Origin of the sequence: Serratia marcescens, from assembly GCF_029846115.1 — a bacterium.
Lineage (GTDB): Bacteria > Pseudomonadota > Gammaproteobacteria > Enterobacterales > Enterobacteriaceae > Serratia > Serratia marcescens_L.
Genome location: NZ_JARVZZ010000001.1, coordinates 1618765 through 1637481, shown reverse-complemented (window position 1 = coordinate 1637481; position 18717 = coordinate 1618765). Strand labels below are relative to the sequence as shown.

General features: G+C 59.6%; 17 protein-coding genes and 1 other annotated feature. Of the genes, 5 read left to right on the top strand and 12 right to left on the bottom strand.

Going from position 1 to position 18717, the window contains the following annotated elements; genetic code table 11:
- Positions 1-25: 25 nt before the first annotated feature.
- The 3 genes from QDT79_RS07570 to tal all read right to left on the bottom strand — a co-directional run bounded on the left by QDT79_RS07570 (position 26) and on the right by tal (position 3149).
- Positions 26-1333 (bottom strand): MFS transporter, encoded by a 1308-nt coding sequence (locus tag QDT79_RS07570; RefSeq protein WP_107226738.1) that lies wholly within the window; start codon positions 1331-1333, stop codon positions 26-28.
- A 123-nt stretch (positions 1334-1456) separates the two neighbouring features.
- Positions 1457-2044: a molybdopterin adenylyltransferase gene (gene mog, locus QDT79_RS07565; protein ID WP_063991446.1), complete on the bottom strand. Its 588-nt coding sequence runs from the start codon at positions 2042-2044 to the stop codon at positions 1457-1459.
- 151 nt (positions 2045-2195) lie between these two features.
- Complete coding sequence (tal, locus tag QDT79_RS07560; RefSeq protein WP_004932982.1) at positions 2196-3149, bottom strand: transaldolase; 954 nt, start codon at positions 3147-3149, stop codon at positions 2196-2198.
- Positions 3150-3532: 383 nt separating this feature from the next.
- Between tal and QDT79_RS07555 the strand changes: the two genes are divergently transcribed.
- Entirely contained in the window at positions 3533-4969 is a 1437-nt protein-coding gene (locus QDT79_RS07555; RefSeq protein WP_107226737.1) for an alanine/glycine:cation symporter family protein, read from the top strand.
- A 106-nt stretch (positions 4970-5075) separates the two neighbouring features.
- Entirely contained in the window at positions 5076-5852 is a 777-nt protein-coding gene (yaaA, locus tag QDT79_RS07550; protein ID WP_063991448.1) for a peroxide stress protein YaaA, read from the top strand.
- Between the two features lie 47 nt (positions 5853-5899).
- Here the strand turns inward: yaaA and thrC are convergent, their stop codons facing one another.
- The 5 genes from thrC to QDT79_RS07525 form a co-directional block, all read right to left on the bottom strand.
- Entirely contained in the window at positions 5900-7189 is a 1290-nt protein-coding gene (gene thrC, locus QDT79_RS07545) for a threonine synthase (protein ID WP_107226736.1), read from the bottom strand.
- 3 nt (positions 7190-7192) lie between these two features.
- Entirely contained in the window at positions 7193-8122 is a 930-nt protein-coding gene (thrB, locus tag QDT79_RS07540) for a homoserine kinase (protein ID WP_308316362.1), read from the bottom strand.
- 1 nt (position 8123) lies between these two features.
- Positions 8124-10583, bottom strand: coding sequence for a bifunctional aspartate kinase/homoserine dehydrogenase I (thrA, locus tag QDT79_RS07535; RefSeq protein WP_063991451.1), 2460 nt, complete (start codon positions 10581-10583; stop codon positions 8124-8126).
- Positions 10584-10607: 24 nt separating this feature from the next.
- Positions 10608-10725, bottom strand: a sequence feature (Thr leader region).
- Positions 10664-10732 (bottom strand): thr operon leader peptide, encoded by a 69-nt coding sequence (thrL, locus tag QDT79_RS07530; protein WP_086581142.1) that lies wholly within the window; start codon positions 10730-10732, stop codon positions 10664-10666. (Overlaps the previous feature by 62 nt.)
- A 212-nt stretch (positions 10733-10944) precedes the next feature.
- Positions 10945-11631: a tRNA/rRNA methyltransferase gene (locus QDT79_RS07525; RefSeq protein ID WP_107226734.1), complete on the bottom strand. Its 687-nt coding sequence runs from the start codon at positions 11629-11631 to the stop codon at positions 10945-10947.
- Between the two features lie 628 nt (positions 11632-12259).
- On the opposite strand from QDT79_RS07525, the gene arcA reads away from it, so the two are divergent.
- Complete coding sequence (gene arcA, locus QDT79_RS07520) at positions 12260-12976, top strand: two-component system response regulator ArcA (protein WP_004933003.1); 717 nt, start codon at positions 12260-12262, stop codon at positions 12974-12976.
- Between the two features lie 51 nt (positions 12977-13027).
- Here arcA and creA read toward each other — a convergent pair whose 3' ends face one another.
- Complete coding sequence (gene creA / locus QDT79_RS07515; RefSeq protein WP_033652887.1) at positions 13028-13507, bottom strand: protein CreA; 480 nt, start codon at positions 13505-13507, stop codon at positions 13028-13030.
- Positions 13508-13849: 342 nt separating this feature from the next.
- On the opposite strand from creA, the gene robA reads away from it, so the two are divergent.
- Entirely contained in the window at positions 13850-14719 is an 870-nt protein-coding gene (robA, locus tag QDT79_RS07510; protein ID WP_033641224.1) for an MDR efflux pump AcrAB transcriptional activator RobA, read from the top strand.
- Here the strand turns inward: robA and gpmB are convergent.
- The gene (gene gpmB, locus QDT79_RS07505; RefSeq protein ID WP_025305227.1) at positions 14716-15363 is read right to left on the bottom strand and encodes a 2,3-diphosphoglycerate-dependent phosphoglycerate mutase GpmB; all 648 of its coding nucleotides are present in this window, start codon (positions 15361-15363) and stop codon (positions 14716-14718) included. The genes robA and gpmB overlap by 4 nt on opposite strands.
- Before the next feature lie 101 nt (positions 15364-15464).
- On the opposite strand from gpmB, the gene yjjX reads away from it, so the two are divergent.
- Positions 15465-15983, top strand: a complete 519-nt coding sequence (gene yjjX, locus QDT79_RS07500) for an inosine/xanthosine triphosphatase (RefSeq protein WP_063991453.1) — start codon at positions 15465-15467, stop codon at positions 15981-15983.
- 18 nt (positions 15984-16001) lie between these two features.
- Here yjjX and trpR read toward each other — a convergent pair whose 3' ends face one another.
- Together trpR and sltY are read right to left on the bottom strand one after the other, a co-directional pair.
- On the bottom strand, positions 16002-16331 hold the full coding sequence (gene trpR, locus QDT79_RS07495; protein ID WP_004933017.1) for a trp operon repressor: 330 nt from the start codon (positions 16329-16331) through the stop codon (positions 16002-16004).
- 54 nt (positions 16332-16385) lie between these two features.
- On the bottom strand, positions 16386-18314 hold the full coding sequence (gene sltY, locus QDT79_RS07490) for a murein transglycosylase (RefSeq protein ID WP_373275477.1): 1929 nt from the start codon (positions 18312-18314) through the stop codon (positions 16386-16388).
- Positions 18315-18717: the final 403 nt, after the last annotated feature.

Here is an 18717-nt window from a genome sequence, read left to right as displayed (position 1 = left end):
AAGCCCTGCAGTGCAGGGCTTTTTTTTAGCTGTAGGAATCGGCTCGCCGCTCCCCGGCTTCGCTGTTCAGATCGCGATGCAGGTAGACACCGAGCAACAGCCCGATGAGCGACAGCGCCAACACGTAGTAAGCGGGTGCTAACGGGGTCAATTTCATGATCAGCGTCACAAAAATAGGGGTTAAACCGCCAAAAATAGCGTACGAGACGTTATATGAGAACGAGATGCCGGTAAACCGCACTTCCGCCGGGAACGCCCGCACCATCACGTACGGCACGGCCCCCACCACGCCAACGCTGAACCCCACCAGGGCATAGCAGGCGAACAGCATTTCCGGGTGTACGCCCACCGTCTGATAGAACAGCCAGCTGCAGCCGGCCAGCAGCACACTGCCGACCACCAGCGTTTTGCTGGCGCCGAAGCGATCGGCCGACAAACCGGCGACGATGCAGCCGGCGATCAGCATGATGGTGGCGATGCTGTTGGCCTGCAGCGTCAAGGCCGGCGCAATGCCGAACTGTTTTTGCAGATAGGTCGGGGTCATCAGGATCACCACCACGATACCGGCGGAGAGCAGCCAGGTCAGCAGCATCGACACCGCCACTTCCCGTTTGTGGTTGAGCACCACCGATTTCAGCGGCAGCTCCTCGGCCAGCGCTTTACGCGCCTGCATTTCGATGAAGATCGGCGTTTCCTGCAGCCAGCGGCGCAGGTACATCGCCACCAGGCCGAACATGCCGCCCAACAGGAAAGGAATGCGCCAGCCGCCGCCGGCGATGCTCTGCGGGCTGAGCGTAGTATTGATCACCGTCGCCACCACCGACCCCAACAGGATGCCCACCGTCAGCCCGGCGGTCAGCGTGCCGCAGGCGAAGCCGATGCGCCGGCGCGGCACGTGTTCAGCGACGAAGACCCAGGCGCCCGGCACCTCACCGCCGATCGCCGCGCCCTGCAGTACGCGCATCAGCAGCAGCAACAGCGGCGCAGCGATGCCGATGCTGGCGTAGGTCGGCAGCAGGCCCATCGCCAGCGTCGGCAACGCCATCAGCAGAATACTCAGGGTAAACATCTTCTTGCGGCCAACCAGATCGCCGAAGTGTGCCATCACGATGCCACCCAGCGGGCGGGCCAGATAGCCGGCGGCAAAGATGCCGAAGGTTTGCACCAGCCGCAGCCACTCCGGCATGTCCGCCGGGAAGAACAGATCGCCGACCACGGCGGCGAAGAACACGAAGATGATGAAGTCGTAAAACTCCAGCGCACCGCCCAACGCGGCCAACGTCAGCGTTTTGTAGTCTTGCCGGTTCAGCCGGCGATTATTGTCGTGAGGCATAGGGCACCGTCGGTAAAGGCTGTAAAATAAAAGCCGCAGGCTTTCTGTAAAAGAATCCTTACTATAGCGGCAAATTATTTTCACACCAGACGGGCTGAAGCCGATCTCGCAGAACGCTGAAATTTAGAGGTTTATCTCGCGACGCGCGCTCTTTGGCCGAAATGCTGCTACCACCGCGGCGTGCGTTTCGACGTAAGGCCCATCGAGCAGTTGAATGCAATAAGGCACGCTGGCGAAGATGCCGTGCACCACCGCATTGCCCTGCTCATCCTTTACCCCTTCCAGCGTTTCCCTGATCGACTTCGGCTGGCCGGGCAGGTTGATGATCAACGCCTGTTTGCGGATCGCCCCCACCTGGCGAGAAAGAATTGCCGTTGGCACATAGTGTAGGCTGATCTGACGCATTTGCTCGCCGAAGCCGGGCATCACGCGATCGGCGATCGCCAGCGTGGCATCGGGGGTGACATCGCGGCGCGCCGGCCCGGTGCCGCCGGTGGTCAGCACCAAATGGCAGCCCATTTCGTCCACCAGTTCGCACAGCGTCTGTTCAATTTGCGTCTGCTCATCGGGGATCAACCGGGTTTCCAGCTTGAACGGCGTCGCCAGCGCGCCGCTCAGCCACTCTTCCAGCGCCGGGATGCCTTTATCCTGATAAACGCCGCCGGAAGCGCGGTCGGAAACGGAAACCAAACCAATACGTAAAATATCCATGCGTAACCTCTACAGCCTGATGGGGTCCGAACGGGTTCATCTCCCGTTCTGTTGTCATTGCCGAGAGTATAAGGGCTTCCCCCGCCGGCGGGTGCGTCAGGCATAAAAAAAGGTGGCCTAAGCCACCTTTTTACTGCGCGATCTGCGGGAATTACAGCAGGTCGGCGATCATTTTTTCCAGTTTGCCCTGGTCTACGGCGAACTTGCGGATGCCGTCGGTCAGTTTCTCAACCGCCATCGGATCCTGGTTGTGCTGCCAGTAGAACTCAGGTTCAGTCAGTGCGGCAGGACGCGCCTTCACTTCACCGGTGTAAGACAGTTTGCGCTCCAGCGCGCCTTCACTCTCCGCCAGCTCTTTCAGCAGCGCAGGGGCGATGGTCAGGCGGTCACAGCCGGCCAGTTCGATGATTTCGCCGACGTTACGGAAGCTGGCGCCCATCACCACGGTGTTGTAACCGTGCTGTTTGTAGTACTGGTAAATTTCGGTCACGGAGATCACGCCCGGATCTTCGTGCGGGGCGAACTCTTTCTTGTCGCCGTTGGCTTTGTACCAGTCGAGGATACGGCCGACGAACGGCGAGATCAGGTAAACGCCGGCTTCGGCACAGGCGCGAGCCTGAGCGAAGGAGAACAGCAGCGTCAGATTACAGTTGATGCCTTCTTTCTCCAGCTGCTCCGCCGCGCGGATGCCCTGCCAGGTCGAGGCCAGTTTGATCAGAATGCGATCGTTGCTGATGCCGGCTTCGTTGTACAGTTTGATCAGGCGCTTGGCTTTGGCCACGCTGGCGACGGTGTCGTAAGACAGGCGTGCATCCACTTCGGTGGAGATGCGGCCCGGAACCAGTTTGAGGATTTCCAGACCGATGTTGACCGCCAGCTTGTCGGCGGCGTCGGCGATCTGCTGCTCGCGATCGCTGCTCTGGCCGCGCGCCCAGGCGATGGCTTCGTCAATCAGTTTGCGGTATTCAGGAATTTGGGCTGCATTGAGGATCAGCGAAGGGTTGGTTGTGGCGTCCTGCGGTTGATACAGCTTCATTGCCGCGATATCACCCGTATCTGCAACCACAGTGGTCAACTGGCGCAGGGAAGTTAATTTGTCGGTCATGTTGGCATTATCTCATCGTTTGTGCATGAACTTTTGGCATTGTTCAACCATGCCCTCCCTTGATAATAACATGCGCCAAGCCCGGTGCAAGGCTGGAAAACCGCGGCGCGCAAGCATCTGTTTTATCCTTGGGCGAGCAACCGTTTACGCCGATATCTTTCGCCATAACCGAGCGGATGGAAAGGCAATAACGTGCTATTGTCCGAATAAATTATGTTAAATTCGAAAAAATTGATGCAATTCGGCCGCTAATCTGCGAAAAATCTTAATCGACTGACGCCGGACCAATTCCAGCTAAGCTCTTGTAAAAAATAGGCCAATGTTTTTCACCTGCGGTGGATGCTGCAAGGTGCGCATTAAATTTCGATAAGAGGAGGGATCCCTTGACGGACCTGATGAACTTTATAAACAATATTTTGTGGGGGTCGGTGCTGATTTATCTGCTGCTCGGCACCGGCATCTACTTCACGTTGCGCACCCGCTTTATCCAGCTCCGCCACTTCAGCCACATGTTCTCGGTGTTGAAAAACAGCAATAAAAGCGACAGCGCCGGCATCTCCTCTTTCCAGGCGCTGTGCACCACGTTGGCGGCGCGCGTCGGCACCGGCAACCTGACCGGCGTCGCCATCGCCCTGACCGCCGGCGGCCCCGGCGCCATCTTCTGGATGTGGGCGGTGGCGTTTATCGGTATGGCCACTTCATTTGTCGAAAGCTCGCTGGCGCAGCTCTACAAAACCAAAGACGATAACGGCAACTACCGCGGCGGCCCGGCCTACTACATGGAAAAAGGCCTCGGCATGCGCTGGATGGGCGTGCTGTTCTCGATCTTTCTGATCATCGCGTTCGGTCTGGTGTTCAACGCCGTGCAGGCCAACTCCATCGCCCAGGCCTCCGCCGTCGCCTTCCATTTGCAGCCGCTGCACGTCGGCATCGGCCTGGTGCTGCTGAGCGGCGTGGTGATCTTTGGCGGCATCCGTTCCATCGCCAAAGTGGCCGAGCTGGTGGTGCCGCTGATGGCCGGCGCCTACCTGTTGTTGGCCCTCTGGGTGATTGGCCATAACATCGAACACATGCCGGCGATCCTGGCGCTGATCTTCAAAAGCGCCTTCGGCCTGCAGGAAGCCGCGGCCGGCGCCGTCGGTTACGGCATCTCCCAGGCGATGACCCAGGGCGTGCAGCGCGGCCTGTTCTCCAACGAAGCCGGCATGGGCTCGGCGCCCAACGCGGCGGCGTCCGCCTCGCCTTATCCGCCGCATCCGGCTTCGCAAGGCTACGTGCAAATGCTCGGGGTGTTTATCGATACCATCGTTATCTGCAGCGCCACTGCGGCGATCATCCTCTCTTCCGGCATACTCGATCAGCCGACCGACAGCATCAGCGGCATCGATCTGACCCAGCGCGCGCTGTCGACCGCCGTCGGCAGCTGGGGAGCGCCGTTCGTCGCCATCGCCATTTTCTTCTTCGCCTTCACCTCGATCATCGCCAACTATGCCTATGCCGAGAGCAACCTGGTGTTCCTCGAGCACAACCATCCGGGTGGCCTGCTGATTTTCCGCTGCGTGGCGTTGGGCATGGTGATGTTCGGCGCGCTGGCGGAGCTGCCGCTGGTGTGGAAAATGGCGGATACCTCCATGGCGCTGATGGCAATCACCAACCTGACGGCGATCCTGCTGCTGTCGCGGGTGGCGCTGAAGCTGGCCGACGATTACCATCGCCAACGCCGCCTGGGCAAGCTGCCGACCTTCGACGCCAACCGTTATCCGGAGCTGAAGTCGCAGCTGGAGCCGGGCGTGTGGGACGACCAAAAGCCGCCGCGCTGAGTTTTCCGGGGCGCGTGCAATACGCGCCCCTGCCTATTGGACCGATTGCCCCTTTTTCCCGCGCTTTTTGCTACAGTATCCGCACTTGGATAAACAGGATCTGGCCATGCTCGTTATTATTTCCCCTGCAAAAACTCTCGATTACGACAGCCCGCTGGCGACAGAACGCTTCACGCAGCCCGAACTGCTGGACAAGTCGAAACAGCTGATCAAAATTTGCCGCGAGCTGACGCCGGCGCAAATCGCCAGCCTGATGAGCATCAGTGACAAGCTGGCCGGGCTGAACGCCGCGCGCTTTAGCGAGTGGCAGCCGAAATTTACCCCGGACAATGCCCGTCAGGCGCTGCTGGCGTTCAAGGGCGACGTTTACACCGGCCTGCAGGCGCAGGATTTCAACGAGGCTGACTTCGATTTTGCCCAGCAGCATCTGCGCATGCTGTCCGGCCTGTATGGCGTGCTGCGCCCGCTCGATCTGATGATGCCGTACCGGCTGGAGATGGGCATCAAGCTGGAAAACCCGAAAGGCAAAGACCTGTACAGCTTCTGGGGGGATAAAGTCACCCAAAAACTCAACGAAGCGCTGGAGCAACAGGGCGACGACGTGGTGGTCAACCTGGCGTCCGACGAGTATTTCAAGGCGGTGAAACCGGCCAAACTGCACGGCGCGCTGATCAAACCGATCTTCCTCGACGAGAAGAACGGCAAGTACAAGGTCATCAGCTTCTACGCCAAGAAAGCGCGCGGGTTGATGAGCCGCTTTATCATCAAGAACCGCCTGACGCGCAGCGAGCAGCTGGTGGACTTCAACCTGGAAGGCTACGTCTTCGACGAAGCCGCCTCGCAGGGCAATGAACTGGTGTTCAAACGCCCGGAGCAGGCATAAAAAAAAGCCGTCGCAAGACGGCTTTTCGCATTCTAGCCTGCCGAACCTCAGGCTGGCAGCCCCATCAGGAACTTGCGCAGCTCACCGAAGCCGGCCGGCAGCGTGTGCGACAGCAGCGGCAGATCGGCCCGCAGCGCCAGCGCTTTCGGCAACGGCAGTGCCTGGCCGAGGATCGCTTCTACGCTCTCTTTGAACTTGGCCGGATGCGCGGTGCCAAGGAACAGACCGAACTCCCCTTCCTGCAGCTGATCGCGCAGCGCGCGATAGGCAATAGCCGCGTGCGGTTCGGAGATATAGCCCAGTTCGGCCAGTTCACGCATCGTTTCCTTGGTGGTCTCATCGCTGACGGCCGCGTGGCCCAGCTCTTTCAGCTGCCAGACCTTACGACGGAACAGCTCTTCCACGCGCGGCCAGTTGTTTGGCTGGCTGACGTCCATGGCGTTGGACAGCGTCGCGACCGTGGCGTGCGGCTGCCACTGGCCGCTGGTCAGGAAGCGCGGCACGGTGTCGTTGGCGTTGGTGGCGGCGATAAAACGCTTCACCGGCAGACCCAGCGACTTGGCCAGCAGCCCGGCAGTCAGATCGCCGAAGTTGCCGCTCGGCACTGAAATCACCAGCTGATTGCGCGCTTCCTGCGGCAGCTGCGCCACCGCTTCGAAGTAGTAGCAGATCTGCGCCAGCAAACGGCTGATGTTGATCGAGTTGGCCGAGTTCAGGTGCAGCGCGTCTTTCAATTCCTGATCGTCGAACGCCTGCTTCACCAGCGCCTGACAAGCGTCGAAGTCGCCGTCGATCGCGACGGTGTGAATGTTGCCGCCCAGGGTGCAGAACAGCTTCTCCTGCAGCGGACTGATTTTGCCCTGCGGGTAGAGGATCACCACCCGGACGTTCTTCAGGCCGTAGAAGGCGTGCGCCACGGCGGCGCCGGTGTCGCCGGAGGTGGCGGTCAAAATGGTCACCGGCTGATCGCCGGCCACTTCCGCCAGCATCTGCGCCATAAAGCGGCCGCCGAAGTCTTTGAACGCCAGCGTCGGGCCGTGGAACAGCTCCAGACAGGAAACGTCTTCGGTCACCTTCGCCACCGGCGCCGGGAACTCAAAGGCGGCCTGCACGCGTTTCTTCAGCGCCGCTTCCGGCACCTCTTCGCCGATAAAGGCCGACAGAATGCGGCTGCTGCGGGTGACAAAGTCCTGCTCCAGCAGGTGGTCGATCTCGGTCAGTTCGAACTCCGGCAGCTCCAGCGGGAAGAACAGCCCCTGCTGCTTGCCCAGGCCTTGTTTGATCGCCTGCGCGAAGCTCACCTGCTCGTTGTGATCCTTAAGGTTGTACAGTTTCATGCGTTATCCCAGTAGTCGAGCGCCTGCGGTATCCAGACGGCAAATATGAACAAAACCTTCGTCGTTTTGCAGATAGTGTTGTTGCAGCCAGGTGGCCATGCGTTGCGCGGTGGCGCCGTCGTTACAGACGGCGAACAGCGTCGGGCCGGAGCCGGAGATGCCGCAGGCCAGCGCACCGATGTCCTGAGCGGCCTTGCGCGCTTCGGCGAAGCCCGGCAGCAGCCGGGTGCGGTACGGTTCGGCGATCACGTCCTGCATCAATATGGCGGCCAGCTGCGGCTGCCGGGTGTGGCAGGCATGGATAAAGCCGGCCAGATAGCGGCCGTGGCTGATGCAATCCTGACGACGGTATTGCGCGGGTAAAATGGCGCGCGCTTCGGCGGTGGAGACCTTGATGCCCGGATAGGCCATGACCCATAACCAATCGTCGAAGCACGGCACCTCCTGGCTGATGATGCCTTCTTCTTCCAGCATCAGCTGCAGGCCGCCCAGGTAGCATGGCGCCACGTTGTCGTAATGCACGCTGCCGGAAATGCGGCCTTCCAGCTCACCCATCAGGCCGAGCAGCGTCGTCTTATCCAGCGGCCGATCGCAGAATTCGTTCATCGCCATCAGCCCGGCGACCACCGAACAGGCGCTGGAACCCAGCCCCGATCCGATCGGCATGTTCTTTTCCAACCGCATCGCCACCGGCACTTCGCGGCCGATCTCCTGGCAGAAACGCTCCCAGCATTGATAAACGATGTTCTCTTTCGGCTCGGCCGGCAGCTTGCTGACGAAGCGCCCGGCATTCTGCAAACTGAACGTCTCGGCAGCCTCTACGCTGACGCAGTCGCCCAGCAGCGTGCCGTCGATCGGCGAAACCGCCGCGCCCAGCACATCGAAACCGACGCTGACGTTACCGATCGAGGCCGGTGCATACACCTTAACCATATTAAACTCCCAACTTCCATGACAGTGTGCGCAGCAGATCGGCAAACACGCCCGCTGCGGTCACATCGTTACCGGCGCCGTAGCCGCGCAGCACCAGCGGCAGCGGCTGATAATAGCGGCTATAGAAGGCCAGCGCGTTCTCGCCGTTCTTCACTTTATACAACGGATCGTTGCCGTCCACCGCCTCGATGCGCACCTTGCAGCGCCCTTCGTCGATCAGGCCGACATAGCGCAGCACCTTGCCTTGTTCGGCGGCGTTGGCCACGTTGCGCGCGAACTCTTTATCCAGCTCCGGCAGCCGCGCCAGGAACTGATCCACATCGCCCGACGCGTCGAAGGACGGCGGCAGCACCGACTCAACCTCGATATCGCTCAGCTCCAGCTTGTAACCGGCCTCGCGCGCTAGGATCAGCAGCTTGCGCGCCACGTCCATACCGGACAGATCGTCGCGCGGATCCGGCTCGGTGTAGCCGTTGGCCCGGGCCTGCAGGGTCGCCGCCGACAGCGACAGCCCTTCGTCCAGCTTGCCGAAGATAAAGGACAGCGACCCGGACAGGATGCCGGAGAAGCGCACCAGCTCATCGCCGGCGTTCAGCAGGTTTTGCAGGTTCTCAATCACCGGCAAACCGGCACCGACGTTGGTGTCGTAAAGGAACTTGCGGTGCGAACCGGCGGCCGCCGCGCGCAGTTGCTGATAATAGTTCATCGACGAGGTGTTGGCCTTTTTGTTCGGCGTCACCACATGGAAACCGTCCGCCAGGAAATCCACATACTGATCGGCCACCGCCTGGCTGGAGGTACAGTCGACGATCACCGGGTTCAGCAGGTGATACTCCTTCACCAGCCGGATCAGGCGGCCGAGATTGAACGGCTCCTGCGCGCCGGCCAGCTCGTCGCGCCAGCTGTCCAGCGCGATGCCGTGCACGTTGGTCAGCATCACGCGCGAGTTGGCGATTCCGCACACCCGCAGGTCGATATGTTTTTGCTTCAGCCACGGCTGCTGGCGGTAGACTTGCTCGATCAGCGCCCCGCCGACGCCGCCGACGCCGATGACGAACACTTCGATCACCTGATCGGTGTTGAACAGCATCTGGTGGCTGACGCGCACGCCAGTGGTGGCGGAATCATTGCTGACCACCACCGAAATTGAACGCTCGGAAGAGCCCTGGGCGATGGCGACGATATTGATGTTGGCGCGCGCCAGCGCGGAGAAGAAGCGCGCGGAGATGCCACGCAGGGTGCGCATGCCGTCGCCGACCACCGAGATGATCGCCAGGCGTTCCATGACGTCCAGCGGATCCAGCACGCCGTCTTTCAACTCCAGATAGAACTCCTCCTCCAGCGCGCGGCGGGCGCGCTGCAGTTCGCCCTGCGGCACGCAGAAGCTGATGCTGTATTCGGAAGAGGATTGGGTGATCAGCACCACCGAAATGCCGGCGCGCGACATCACGGCGAACACCCGCGCGGCCATGCCGACCATGCCTTTCATGCCCGGGCCGGAGACGTTGATCATCGCCATGTTGTTCAGGTTGGTGATGCCTTTCACCGGCATCGCGTCATCGGTGCTGTCTTTGCCGATCAGCGTGCCGGGGGCCTGCGGGTTGGAGGTGTTTTTAATCAGGCAAGGGATTTGGAACTGGGCAATCGGCGTGATGGTGCGAGGATGCAGCACTTTGGCGCCGAAATAGGAGAGCTCCATCGCCTCCTGGTACGACATCGATTTCAGCAGCCTGGCGTCCGGCACGGTGCGCGGATCGCAGGTATACACGCCGTCGACGTCGGTCCAGATCTCGCAACAGTCGGCGCGCAGGCAGGCGGCCAGCACCGCAGCGGAATAGTCGGAGCCGTTGCGGCCCAGCACCACCAGCTCGCCCTTGTCGTTGCCGGCGGTGAAACCAGCCATCAGCACGATGTGGTCGGCCGGGATCGCCGCCGCGGCGATGCGCAGCGTGGACTCGGCGATGTCCACGGTAGACTCCAGGTAGTGTCCCTGCGCCAGCAACTTCTCTACCGGGTTGATCACCGTGACCGGATAGCCCTTGGCGCGGAACACCCCTTCCATGATGGCGATGGAGAGCTTTTCGCCGCGGCAGATGATCGCCGCGTTCACGCTGTCCGGGCACTGCCCCAGCAGCGAAACGCCGTGCAGCACCTGTTTGAGCTGCGCGAACTCCTGATCGACCACGCCTTTCAGCCTGTCGTATTCAAAGCCCGGCAGCGCCTGCGCCAGGCCGCTCAGCAGATCGGCAAAGATCCGCTCGGCGTCGCTGATATTCGGCAGAATGTCCTGACCCGCCACCGTTTTGTCGATCATCGCCACCAGATGGTTGGTGATCTTTGCGGGGGCGGACAAGACCGTGGCTACCTGTCCCTGACGCGCATTACTCTCCATGATGTCGGCAACGCGCAGAAAACGTTCTGCATTCGCCACCGAGGTTCCGCCAAATTTCAGCACTCGCATGTGTGATCTCTCCGAATTTAAGCCGAAAAAAAAGCCCGCACTGATTAGGTGCGGGCTTTTTTCTGTGTTTCCTGTGCGCGTCAGCCCGCCCCGTTACCTGTGGTATCGGTGGTGGTAATAATTGTGGTTTTCAGGCTGATATTGCGCATGTTGTCTGTCTGTCTCATGAAATACTCTGTCCCCTCTATTGGTTAAAGCAATCGCTATCCCAAGTCAAACGATTTCTTTTTTTTGCTTATTTTCCGCTCAGCGGCGACATTGCGCGATATCGGAGGTGAAAAGCAAAACGACAGAACAAAAAAACAACTTAAAGCCGATTTACTAGTGGATCACGCTGGGTAACCGTCCGATGGAGCCGCTATCACTTGGCGAGTTTTTTTTCGATGTCGTGCAGCAGCGTATGCAACATCGCCGTATCTCGCTGTTGCAGTGCGCCGAGTCGCTGGTGCAGCCAGTCGCGCAATTTTTGGTCATCGCCGACATCCAATGCGTTCAACAAGGCATCGGCGCGGTGGCGCAGCGCCTTGAGCGGCCCTTCCGACGCCGCCGTTTCCTGCGGCGTGCTGACGCCCATCAAGCTCGCCAGTTGGTAGCAGTACACCATCACCGCCTGGCCCAGGTTAAGCGACGGATAGTCTGCCTGCATCGGCACGCCGGTCAGCAAATCCGCCAGCGCCAGTTCTTCGTTGGTCAGGCCGGAATCTTCACGGCCGAACACCAGCGCGGCCTGGCCGACCCACTGCTTACGCTCACTCAACTGTTCCAGCAGCTCGGGCGGCGTGCAGTAGTAGTGAAAACGCGCGCGGCTGCGAGCGGTGGTGGCGACGGTGAAATCCACGTCCGCCAGCGCCTGCTCCAGCGTGGCGAACGTTTGCACGCCATCGAGGATCTCGCCGGCACCGTGTGCCACCCAGCGTGCCGCCGGCTGTAGGTGCGCCTCGCTGTCGACGATGCGCAGCGACGTGAAGCCCATGGTTTTCATCGCACGCGCCGCCGCGCCGACATTTTCCGGCCGCGCCGGAGCCACTAAAACAATATGAAGCTGCATCACTTTTCCACCGAAGGCGGGCCTGCGTTTTGACGGTGGCGCAGCGCCCGCTTATATTTACAATTGCGTAACAATAAACGCGTTAATAGCAACAAACAAGATTAAACGGCTCGTTGAGCTAATAAACCCGTCGTAATAGTCATTATTCGTTCTTATGTTTTACTGCATTTATTTATCAATGAGTTAAAACAAAGCGATGATCAATAAGCGAATAATTGTATCCTATCGGGCCGGATAATGCTGAATCGTTCACAGAATTTGAGGTTCTGTGACTTAAACTGGCATTTCTGTAAGTGTTTTTCACAAATCTGTTAACGTGCTACAATTGAATTTGATATATGTCAACAAAGCGTAGTTTTGTTGGGTGATGAATTCGGCACGCGCTGTTATATTGCTGTTAATGGGGTTAGGATATGCGCCAATTTGGCACCCCAGGGGTTGTAGGGAACAGCATCCCCACCAGGCTAGCGATCTTGTTGACATGAGATGGAAAGTGCATCAAGAACGAGTTTACGTACTTTAGTCATTTGCTGAGAGGGAACGTGGCGCTATCTCTGCCCTCCTCTAAGAAAACAAAGACTTCTGTACTTCCTATTTTCTATTTTGTTGGCAATTTTAGGTAGCAAATATGCAGACCCCGCACATTCTGATTGTCGAAGACGAGTTAGTCACTCGTAACACCCTGAAGAGCATTTTCGAGGCGGAAGGCTACATTGTTCATGAAGCCAATGATGGTGCTGAGATGCACAATATCCTGTCTGAAAATGATATCAATCTGGTCATCATGGACATCAACCTGCCAGGCAAAAACGGCCTGCTGTTGGCGCGCGAACTGCGTGAACAGGCCAGCGTCGCCTTGATGTTCCTGACCGGTCGCGATAACGAAGTGGACAAAATCCTCGGCCTGGAAATCGGCGCCGACGATTACATCACCAAGCCGTTCAACCCGCGTGAATTGACCATCCGCGCACGCAACCTGCTGTCGCGCACCATGAACCTGGGCAGCCTCGGCGAAGAACGCCGCCTGGTCGAGAGCTACAAGTTCAACGGTTGGGAGCTGGACATCAACAGCCGCTCGCTGATCAGCCCGGCCGGCGAACAGTATAAGCTCCCGCGCAGCGAATTCCGCGCCATGCTGCACTTCTGCGAAAACCCGGGCAAGATCCAGTCCCGCGGCGAACTGCTGAAGAAAATGACCGGCCGCGAGCTGAAGCCGCATGACCGCACCGTGGACGTCACCATCCGTCGCATTCGCAAACACTTCGAATCGACGCCGGACACGCCGGAAATCATCGCCACCATTCACGGCGAAGGCTACCGCTTCTGCGGCGATCTGGAAGAGTAATTCCGGCCTGCCGTCATGAAAACGGGGTTCAGCATGCTGAACCCCGTTTTTTTATTTCGTCTCGGCCCACGGCATGATCGGCACCGCGCTCAGTGCGTTCTTCGGCGAGCCGTCGATCACCTTGTCGGAGTAGCTCAGGTAAATCAGCGAATTGCGCTTGGCGTCGTAGAAGCGTACCACCTGCAGCTTCTTGAACACCAGCGAGGTGCGTTTCTGGAACACCACCTCGCCTTCCGCCTTGCCGTTTTTGATCTTGTCGCTCAGCTCGATAGGCCCCACCTGCTGGCAGGAAATGGCCGCGTCGGCGGTGTCTTCCGCCAGCCCCAGGCCGCCTTTGATGCCGCCGGTTTTGGCGCGGCTGATATAACAAGTTACATTTTTAACATCCGGATCGTCGAACGCTTCCACCACGATTTTGTGGTCCGGCCCCAACAATTTAAACACCGTATCAACGGAGCCCACCTGCTCCGCCTGCGCGCTACCAACGGTTGCGCAAACCAAACCGAATAAAAATATCCAGCCTTTTTTCATTTACTTAACTCCGATATAACTTTGCCGCAAAAATAGGTTCGGCGATCGCCATCATTTATGTCTAAGCTCACGGAATCGGTTTTTTACGGGTCCGCACCGTCCGTTTTAGCACAGAGCGTGACAAAAATCTTTGAGAGTCGCGGAGTAAAAAAATTGCTATGATGCGGCGTCGTTATTTCTTTGCGCCCACTACGGTGTACCCCAATCCAACTCTGGCGCGGCATGCGCAGCAGAGGCAAAGAGTGCAACGCATAATGGCTCATGGATCGGTCTGATAGCGCAGCACCAGCGTGACGAATCAACAGTTCGGGTTCCTACCCCCAAGCTTTACGAGGAAGATCTATGGATCAAGCCGGTATCATTCGTGATCTGCTTAGCTGGCTGGAAAGCCATTTGGACCAACCCTTGTCGCTGGATAACGTGGCGGCCAAGGCCGGCTACTCCAAATGGCATCTGCAACGGATGTTCAAAGATATTACCGGTAATGCCATCGGTGCTTACATCCGGGCAAGAAGGCTGTCCAAAGCCGCCGTCGCGCTGCGTTTGACCAGCCGGCCGATTTTGGATATTGCCCTGCAATATCGCTTCGACTCGCAGCAGACCTTCACCCGCGCCTTCAAAAAACAGTTTGCGCAAACGCCGGCGCTGTACCGCCGCGCCGAAGACTGGAACGCATTCGGCATCTGTCCGCCGATCCGTCTGGGGGCCTTCACCCTGCCGCAACCGGAATTCGTCTCGCTGCCGGACAAGCATCTGGTCGGCCTGACCCAAAGCTACTCCTGTACGCTGGAACAGATCACCACGGTGCGCACCGAACTACGCTCGCAGTTCTGGCGTCAGTTCCTCGGTGACGTCGAAACCCTGCCGCCGGTGCTGTACGGGCTGCACCACTCGCGACCAAGCCAGGAGAAGGACGACGAACAGGAAGTGCTGTACACCACGGCGCTGGAACCGGATCAGGTGCCTGACAAGGTACAGGAAGGCCAGCCGCTGGTGTTGCCGGGCGGTGAGTTTGCGATGTTCAGCTACGAAGGGCCCACCGAGGGACTGCAAGACTTTATTCTGACGGTCTACGGCACCTGCCTGCCGGCGCTCCAGCTGACACGTCGCAAAGGGCACGACATCGAGCGCTTCTACCCGAAAGGCGAGCGCCGTCCGCATCAGGCACCTATCGAGATCAAGTGCGATTACCTGATCCCGATTCGGCGTTAACGCTGCAGTTCATCCAACGCGGGCATGTCCAGATGCGTGACATCGCCCGCCGTTTCCACGATCCAGCCGGAAGCCAGCCACGGGCTCTGCTGGTGATCGACGCGCGACAGTGAGCAGTTGCGCAAACGCAGGCGGCGTTCCGCATAGGCCGGCAGCCCCAGCACCGTACTGATCAAACACCCCAGCGCGATGCCATGACTGACGAGCAGCGGCTTGCTGCCTTCCGGCAGCATCAGGCAGCTCTCCAGCGCGGCGCGCATGCGCTCGCCCAGCTCCTCCATGGATTCGCCTTGAGGGATACGGCCGTCAGGAGTACCATCGACCATCTGTTTGCGCCACTGCTCTTCCTGCGGCGTCAAACTGTCGATCAGGCGTTCTTCCAGAACCCCCATGTGCAGCTCACGCAAACGCGGATCGCCAATCACTTCGCAGCCACAGGCTTCGGCGATGATCTGCGCGGTGCGGCGCGTGCGCCCCAGATCGCTGGTAATGATGTGCGTAATGCCTTCTTTGCTGACACGCCTGGCGACCAGACGGGCCTGGTGTTCACCCATGGCGGTTAACGGGCTGTCGGACTGACCCTGGATGCGGCGAGCCGCGTTCCATTCCGTTTCGCCATGGCGAACGAGGTATACCTGTAACATTTTTGTTTTCCGTTATACTGCGTGAAATTTGCGTTTATCCCCGGCCCGGCGGCGCTTTTGCCGCTGCCCGGCGTATCGGCCAGAAGGATATCAAACCCGTTATGTACCATGTTGTCGCTGCAACTACCAACCCGGCAAAGATCAAGGCTATTCAACTGGCCTTCGATGACGTCTTTGGCGCAGGCCAATACCGCATTGAATCCGTTGACGTCGCCAGCGGCGTCTCGCTGCAGCCGATAGGCAATCACGAAACCCGCACCGGCTCGCGTCAACGCGTCATGGAAGCGCGCCAGGTCAGGCCCGAGGCCGATTTTTGGGTCGGCGTGGAAGCCGGGATTGAAGAGAATATGACCTTCGCCTGGATGACCATCGAGAACCCACACATCCGCGGCGAATCCCGCTCGGCGAGCCTGATGCTGCCGGAAGTCATCTTACAAGGTATTCGCGCCGGTCGCGAATTGGGCAGCGAAATGGCGGCGATCACCGGCAATGCCGAGGTGAAGCGCCAGGGCGGCGCCATCGGCGTCTTCACCGACGGCCAGCTGAGCCGCACCAGCGTTTACCACCAGGCGCTGCTGCTGGCGCTGGTGCCGTTTCACAACGCCATCTATCAGCAATAGCACATAGCACCGAGCCAGCTAGGGCGCGTCATGCAACAGCTGCTGCTCGAGCCACTGTTTCAGCTCGGGTGAAGCCGCTTTCAGGCTGTTCGAGCCGCGGGTGATGGTGGCGATCCCCGCGCCCAGTTCATTTTTCAGCTCGCGCTGGCTCATCTCGCCGCGCATCAGTTCCTGAATGATCCGCACCCGGGTGCCCAGCGCGGTGCGCTCGTCCGGCGTCAGCATCAGTTGCAGCAGCGGCTGATGCAGTTCTTGCGCAAACGAATTCTGCAGCAGCGCGACGAAGCGCAGCCAATCCTCATTGCCTTGTTCTGAAAGAGCGGGGTCGTTTAACGATAATTGCGTCATGGCAGCCACCATACTATTTAACTAGTACAGCAGCATACCATAGGGCCGTCAAAATCAATAACGTCTCTGCCACTCGGCGTCGGTCAGCATCTTGGCCGGCCGGTGCGTCAGATAGCGGTAAAACGCATCGTAGGCCAGTACATTCTTGACGTAGCCGCGGGTTTCCGAGAACGGAATACTTTCGATGAACGCCACCGGATCGATACGCCCCGCGCTGTTGCCCAGCCAGGTGTTCACACGCGACGGGCCAGCGTTATAGGCGGCGCTCGACAGGATGCGGTTGCGGCCGAACTGCTGATAGACCGACTCCAGATAGCTGGTGCCGATGGTGATGTTGGTCTGCGGATCGAACAGCTGGCTCGGGCCGACGTAACCGGGAATATTGAACATCTGCACCGTATGCTGCGCGGTGCGCGGCATCACCTGCATCAGGCCGGTAGCGCCAACCGGCGACTGCGCCTTCGGATTCCAGGCGCTTTCCTGACGCGCTATCGCCATCGCGTAGCTGGTGGTGATCCCCTTGTCATCGGTGGCACGGCGGAACTCCTGCGGCCAGGCTACCGGGAAGCGCTCCTCCAGATGATCCCACAGCTTGCCGACGATGGTCGCCTGCACGCTCAGATCGGCCCATTTTTGCTCAAAGGCGTAGCGCGCCAGCGCCTCTTGTTCCGGCCGGCTGCGGCTGGCGACGTAAGAGCCCCACTCGCTGCGAGCCAGGTTGTCCATATTCCAGTACATCAGCTCGCGCACCCGGGCGACTTCCGGCCCGTCGGTCAGCGACGCGCGCGGCTTGGCTGCCACCGCCACCATCACCGGATAAGTGGCCTTCAGCTTCTGCGCCGCCACCATCGGATAGAAGCCGCGTTCGGTCATCAGGTTACGCAATATCTCCTCGCCTTCGGCGCGTTTCCCTTCGTCCATCAGCTGACTGGCGCGCCAGTAGCGCCACTCATCCTTGTTGCGCGACGCTTCCGGCAGACGGGCCAGCCAGGTCGCGACACCTTGCCGATCGCCGTTGCCCAGCGCCATACGCACCCGGCGCTCCAGCAGCGAAGGCGAACGGCTGCGCAGAATCACCTGATCGCGCCACTGCGCCTGTTCATAGGTAGCGTCACTGCCCATCAGGCGCCAGGCCACCGCCTCTTCCAGCCCCAGCCGCTCGTCATCGCTCATTTTCTGCAGCCGCGCGAGCGTCGGGATCATCGCCCGCGCGTTTTCCACATCCTGCCGCGCCAGGCGTTCAAAGGCGATGCCGGTGGCAGCGCGGGTGAAATCGGTCGGCCCCACGCTGCGGGCAAAGGCTTCCACGGTGGTCGGATCGTTTTGCAAGCGCACCAGGGCGTTACCCATGGTTTGATAGTCGGCCGGCAGCTGGCTGTAAAGGTTGCTGACCAGCGAACTGTTGCCCTCTTTCAACGCCAGCTTCATGCGCGCCAGAATATCCAGCGGCGTCTGCTTACCTGCGCCGCGCCAGACGCTGAACAGCCGATCGCAGGCGCCCGGCAGCGTTTTGCCGTTCAGCCACAGTTCGTCGGCGCCGCTCCAGGCCGCCTGCTGGTCGCCGGTGGCCCACTTGGCGTAGTAATAGTTGCAGCGCGCCGCCACCGGTTTGGGCGGCTGCGGGCTGAAGGCCAATAGGGTGCGCCAGTCTTCGCGCCGCGCCAGCTCATTGACGAAGCGTGGCGCCAGTGATTTCGCCGGCGGCAGCGTCGGGTTGCGCTTGATAAAGTCGTTCACCTCGGAGAACCCCGCCTGGCTCAGATCCTGTGTCAGCTTGCGGTATTCCAGGTAAGGATAAAGCGGGTAATCGCGCAGCGTCGGCATCAGCTGCGCCACCACATCCATCTGATTGCCGTCCCACGCCTGCTTGATCTGCTGGTAGCGCTGACGTTGCGCATCCAGAGAATCCGCCAGTGCCGCGCCTGAAAACGCCGTCAGGCACAGGCCCATTGCCAACAGCCGTCGCTTGTCCACCTTGACCATCCTCGCTCTTTCCTCACTGGTTGTACCGCGGGAGCCGCCCAGCTCCCCGGTGACCGCCGCGCCACAGCGCCGCGGGACAAAATAATGCCGGGCGCACGGCCCGGTCGCAGATATCTACCATAGACAGCGCAATCGCTTATCCATTCAATACTGTAGAAGAAGAAGTGTATCGTCATGACGGGAGCCAGGTAAAAAACGTTTACTTTGGCTGACAAATCAGGCCGGCGGAATATTTCTGGCTACCGGATTTTTATTAGCTGCTTCGGCGTTTATTGGGGAAGTAAAATATTTTTTAATTATTAGCTATCACATTATTGCATTTATAAGATGGCAGCGCCGTTGCGCAAATCGCCTGACAGCTGGCCAAACGCGCCAACTTTGCAGAAAAGCGGTGGCAAACCCG